Below are 5,641 nucleotides of genomic sequence, written 5' to 3'. Positions count from 1 at the left end.
TTGTTCGGTTACGCGTTTTGCTTTAGGGAATGGTTGATTGAAATCTTCGATTGCCAAATACTTGCGCACCGTTTTGCGATCACAAGAAAAGGTTTTTGCAATTTGTGAAATATTGAGACCTTCCTCAAAGAACGCTTTTCTGATATAATCAATTTGGGTCATTGTGAGCATCCTCCAGTCCTCCCCCGTTAGTGTTTTGTCACCTAATAAGGGTAGGTTATTTGGTTCTTGTTCGCAATGGCTTTTTGCATTTTTGAGGAATTCTGTTTTGCATAAGTGGGGATTTTTATTTGCAACTTTGTCCTATTTCATTATGCCATAAACAATGCAATGAACTCTATCTTGTCTTGTATACTATAATTCAATAAAAATTGTATATAGAAAACCAATTTTTCTTTATCAGTAAAAGATATGTCTTTTATTGACAAATACACTATTCTTGTATATAATTCTAGAGAAAAATGAAACGCTCACTACAATTATTCTATTCTAAAATATTCGAGATGCATCAACATTTATAGAGTCTATAAAAAAAATTCACTATATATTTTTGCACAAAGGGTATAGCGTGAAAGGAGGAAATGCAATTATGGTTAAATATCAAGAAATTGCCAAAGACTTACGCCGTAAAATATTAAATAAACTTTATTTGCCATCCGAGCAGCTTCCTCAAGAAAAGGAAATGTGCTTAATATATAATGTAAGCCGCATTACAATAAAAAAAGCCGTCGATGAATTAGTTACGGCCGGACTTGTAATCAAGCGGCGTGGTGCCGGAACTTTTGTAAAATCCGTCAATGATGCGACAGTACAAGAACTTAGCCTAGTACAACAATTTACAGGGTTTACCGAAGCCAATCAAGGAAAAAGTATCAAATCAAATATTATTCGATTTGAAATCGTCCATCCATCCGCTGATGTTGCTGATAAATTACAAATAGATATAGATAGCTTTATCTATGATATTATTCGTGCCCGCTATGCGGATACAGAACCGTTTGTTGTAGAATATACGCAGATGCCATTAGATATCATCCCAGGTCTAAAGCATGATGTTCTATTGGATTCTATTTATCATTATATTCAAAGTAGATTAAAATTAAAGATTCAGTCTGCGCATCGTGCAATACGAGCAATGTGGCCAAATGAGATCGAACAAGAATATTTAAAAGTAGATACTAATTTCCCAGTGTTGGAAGTGGAGCAAGTTGCTTATTTGGATGATGGTCGTGCCTTTGAACATTCTATTTCTCGACATCGTAGTGATAAAATTATTTTTAAAACTTTAAGTATCAGAGCGTAATTCATCTCTGTATAATTTTTTATCAAAAATATCATAAAAAAACAGTCATTGAGTGTCTATATTTCCTCAATGACTGTTTTTTTATGTAATTCATATAAAAAAAGAAAATAATTCGAAGTAAAGACTCTAGAATGATCTTCATCATAGTAGTGCAATTCAATAATTTATTTTGAGAAATCAAACTTGTAATTAGAAAGCGAAGATGAAATTTGAGAAGAACGCTGTATGATTGGGATGACTTCCGGCATAGTCAGCGTCAATTGCCTTACCAAAGAAGAAATAGTTCTGCATCTGAATGTTTTTTGTGAAGTGGTACCAAACGCTGGCCTCCATCCCCTTGCTGCCTGGCTTTTCGCTGCCGGTAACCACACTGGACAGAATCAGGGCATCAGCACCAAGATAACGATAGCCGATGGATGAACCCCATTTGTTGCTTCCCCATGGACTACCATTGTAGACGAACTTGATGTCATAAGCATTATCCTGATGCCCCTGGTTACCGTGAGAATAGAATCCCACGAGATCGAGATTATCGTCCAATTTCTGACGGGCATTGAGCGCGACAATACCCAGTCTGCTGTCATAAGCATTTGGGGACTTCAATCTGTAGTAGCCAATTCCGGCAGCAGTTTTAGGCGTGAAAACATGTTCTGCAGAAAAACCATTGACACGAAGTGTCGTATCATCTCGCGTGCTTCCATCATTATAAAAATCATAACGATTGCCATTACGGATGAAACCATCCGACCATGGCGAGGACAGATCACCATTCTTTTCATACACTTTGCCGGTATAGGCACGAAGGGTATTTTTGCCAATATTGTAGTCAAGCTCAACACCTTTGGTGCGGGCATTGCCAACAACACCTTCCTGCAGACTAGGTGTGAATAGACCAACCGTGGTGGTGAGACCTTTGCCGACCGGACCCTGGGCATATAGTTGGTAAATCATGGCATTAACCTCTTTATTCGAGGTGCCATAAAGATCAGAGAAGGATTCTTCTCCATTCCAGCCCTTAGTGTTGGTTCCCCATTTCCAATCAAGACCGCCGTGGAGTTTCCAGCCATCGCCGACATCGCCATCGACGTTCAAAAACAGTTCTTTTTCCCACCAAGTATTGCCGCCTGTAATGCCTTTCATGGCCTTGTTGGCAAAAATACCGCTTACTTTTACGTTGTCGGTCTTCTTTTCAACATTCTGCATACGGATGCCAAGAGAATTCAACTCATCGGAAAATTCATTAGACAGACGCTGGATCAGAGCCTTGTCCGCTTCGCTGGCTTTTTCAGAATGTGTGCGAGCGCTGGCAATCATTTGCGCCATTTCATAGCGGGTGATCGCGCGATCACCGCGGAACGTGCCATCGCCATAGCCTGTGACAATACCGTCATTCGTTAGTTTGGTGACAGCGGCTACCGCCCAGTTATCCTGTGCTACATCAGAGTATAACTGATTAGCAGCGGCTGCTGATGCTGCACTGGTGCTGATAATGAGTGTAGATAAGACCGATAAAATAACCTTCTTTTTGTTTTTCATAATTCTTCCTCTCTCCCCTTACTTTTTAAATAAAACTTAAAAAAATGAAGTTTTATTTAAATACGATAATACAATAAAAGAATTATATTGTCAATAAAAGATATAACTTTTAATATATAAAAAATATGCCGTCTCTATTTTAAAGATATGTTGTATAACAACTGGCTTATTAAAGAACTACCGCCATTATTAGTAGTATAAAAGCGTATTTCATATAAATAATCTTCATAAAAGACATAACTTTAATTGACAAAGAGTATACTTAATTCTATAATTAAAAATGAAAAAGAATGCACCAATTATTTAGAAAAAAGAAAATTTAAAGGAGATGTTTATCGAAAGACCTTTCTAAGATATAAACGTAAATGAATGTTGCTTTCTTATAAGGCAAGCAGTATCGAAAATGATTCAATGATAATTCAAATGAAAAGGAGACTTGTATTATGAAAAGATTTTTTTCTGTTTCTTTTATTATGTTAGCCTTATGTTTATTTTCAATCATAACAGTTACCCCTGTTGCTTTAGCCAATGATAGTAAGGAACAAAATCGTAATTTTGTGACTCGCCAAGGTGATAAACTCATGTTAAATGGTAAAGAATTTAGATTTTCTGGTTCAAATAATTACTATTTTCATTATCGTTCTAATAAAATGATTGATGATGTAATGGATAATGCTAGTAAAATGGGCTTAAAAGTGATGCGCTGCTGGGGATTTATTGACGGTACTGGCGAAGGGAAAACAAGCGAACCAAAAATAGAAATGCAACCCCGCATCGGTGAATACGCAGAAAGTGGCTTTGAACGCTTAGACTATGCTATTAAAAAAGCGAATGAAAAAGGCATAAAATTAGTTATAGTTTTAGTAAATAATTGGGATGACTTTGGTGGTATGAATGCTTATGTGAACTGGACAAAAGGCCCAAATAGACATGACAGGTTTTATACGAATGAAACCATTAAAAGTGCTTATAAAGCTTACGTAAATCACATGCTAAATAGAGTGAATACCTATACTGGTGTAAAGTATATGGATGACCCTACGATCATGACATGGGAATTAACAAATGAAGCTCGTTGTGAATCCGACCCGTCCGGGAAAACACTTTTTAATTGGACAAAAGAAATGAGTGAATATGTTAAATCGGTTGATGCGAAACATCTTGTAGCCTTGGGTGAAGAAGGATTTATTAAAGATCTTAAAAGTACAATCCTCGAATATAATGGTTCAAAAGGGCTTGACTGGAGTCAAGTGATTGCCTTACCTACAATTGACTATGGTACGGTACATTTATATCCCGATTATTGGGGTGATCCGTGGAAAGATGGTGTAAACGCAGGTTGTACTTGGTTAAAAGTTCATGCTGATTTAGCTAAAACAGCTAATAAACCAGTTGTATTTGAAGAATATGGCATATTAAAAACAAGTGTGACGAATCGTGACTATGCTTATGAAACTTGGAATAATTTAGCATATGAACTTGGTTATAGTGGTAGTATGTTTTGGCTTTTAACCGGTATTGATGATTTAAAGCCAGATGCAGATGGACTTTATCCTGATAACGATAGTCTTAGAATCGTATATAATAAAAAAGAAAACGCGGCAAGCGTTAAAATTTTCGAAGAAAATGCAAAGTTAATGAATGGTGAAAAAGTAACAAGAACTCCACATATTTACATTACGGCACCAAGCAAAAATGAAAGAATCAAAGATTTAGCTTTAGTAGAAGTTAAAGTCATACCATACGGTAAAGAAATAAGTAACGTATTGCTTTCAACACCAAAAAATAAAAATATTATAATGAAAGCAAATGCTGGCAACTATAGGTATGATCTTGATGTATCAAAAGAAGAAAATGGTAAAATGCCTATTTCAGCTGTAGTTCAATTTAAGGATGGAACCTCAGCAACTACATCAGATATAATCAATATTAGAAACAAACAAGGAAAATTGGTTAGTGAAAAAGTATTTGATTTCAACAAAGGACTAGATGGATGGGATCAAAATGGCATATATCAAGCAGAAATTAAAGATGTAAAATACACGAAAGAAGTGGGAAATGGTTCGTTACAACTCGATGTTAAATTCCCGGGAATTTCAGATTGGGAAGAACTTAGAATAGCTCTTAAAGGTATAGATTTAACCCCTTATGCCGGCTGTAAGTATGACATTTATATTCCCAAAGAAGGCTTACCAGCCCATGCTCAGCTAAGACCATATGTCGTTGTTACACCAGGCTGGGTAAAATGTGGTGTAGATCAAAACAATGCTTATATCGGTCAATTACCGACTGTTACATTCAACGGAAAAGAATACGTAAAATTACAAGTTACGAATATGTTTAATGGACAATCAAAAGATAAGAATGAACTTGATATTGATCTGGTTGCAAACATGTTTAAATATGAAGGTCCAATCTATTTTGATAATATTGAATTGCTTAAAGAAGTAGATTAATTAACCGCTATCTAGACACATGTTCTATAGAAAAAGCAGGGAAACGATTCCCTGCTTTTTCTTATGTGCAATTCATAAAACGTATTACAATGAATATATAATGCTTTGGAAATTATAGCTATCCAGTCTGCCATGAAAAGGATATAGGGCATCATTCCTGACGATTGCCATATAAATATTTAATGCAACTTATAAGATATCTTCCTATTTCCCCATACGAAAAAAGCACCCATATACATGAGTGCTTTTTGTTTAACTGGCAGTTTTCTATCCTCCCAGGGCGTTTCCACCCAAGTACTTTCGACGTTCAAGTGCTTAACTACTGTGTTCGGTATGGGAACAGGTG

The 5,641-nt window shown here is 36.0% G+C and carries 3 protein-coding genes and 1 rRNA gene; 2 read left to right on the top strand and 2 right to left on the bottom strand.

The genetic code is table 11. The features are described 5' to 3' along the window. Nucleotides 1–589: 589 nt before the first annotated feature. Complete coding sequence (locus tag BMY14_RS20220) at nt 590–1,303, top strand: GntR family transcriptional regulator (RefSeq protein ID WP_019552952.1); 714 nt, start codon at nt 590–592, stop codon at nt 1,301–1,303. A 189-nt stretch (nt 1,304–1,492) separates the two neighbouring features. On the opposite strand, the gene BMY14_RS20215 is transcribed toward BMY14_RS20220, so the two are convergent. Further along, entirely contained in the window at nt 1,493–2,839 is a 1,347-nt protein-coding gene (locus tag BMY14_RS20215; protein ID WP_091836016.1) for an S-layer homology domain-containing protein, read from the bottom strand. Nucleotides 2,840–3,282: 443 nt separating this feature from the next. Here BMY14_RS20215 and BMY14_RS20210 point away from each other — a divergent pair, with 443 nt between their 5' ends. After that, nucleotides 3,283–5,295 carry a cellulase family glycosylhydrolase gene (locus tag BMY14_RS20210; RefSeq protein ID WP_091836013.1) on the top strand — a complete coding sequence of 671 codons (2,013 nt, stop codon included), beginning with the start codon at nt 3,283–3,285 and terminating at the stop codon, nt 5,293–5,295. Between the two features lie 254 nt (nt 5,296–5,549). On the opposite strand, the gene rrf is transcribed toward BMY14_RS20210, so the two are convergent. After that, nucleotides 5,550–5,641, bottom strand: a 5S ribosomal RNA gene (gene rrf, locus BMY14_RS20205); the annotation flags it as partial.

The sequence above is a fragment of the Propionispira arboris genome (assembly GCF_900109225.1).
Classification (GTDB): Bacteria; Bacillota; Negativicutes; order Selenomonadales; family Selenomonadaceae; genus Propionispira; species Propionispira arboris.
Note: the sequence above shows the minus strand (reverse complement) of the source record. Positions and strands in the feature narration are given on the sequence as shown.

What these genes read in the sequence shown, in the direction of transcription:
- BMY14_RS20220 (WP_019552952.1), top strand. Translation starts at nt 590, where the DNA reads ATGGTTAAATATCAAGAAATTGCCAAAGACTTACGCCGTAAAATATTA.
- BMY14_RS20215 (WP_091836016.1), bottom strand. Translation starts at nt 2,839, where the DNA reads ATGAAAAACAAAAAGAAGGTTATTTTATCGGTCTTATCTACACTCATT.
- BMY14_RS20210 (WP_091836013.1), top strand. Translation starts at nt 3,283, where the DNA reads ATGAAAAGATTTTTTTCTGTTTCTTTTATTATGTTAGCCTTATGTTTA.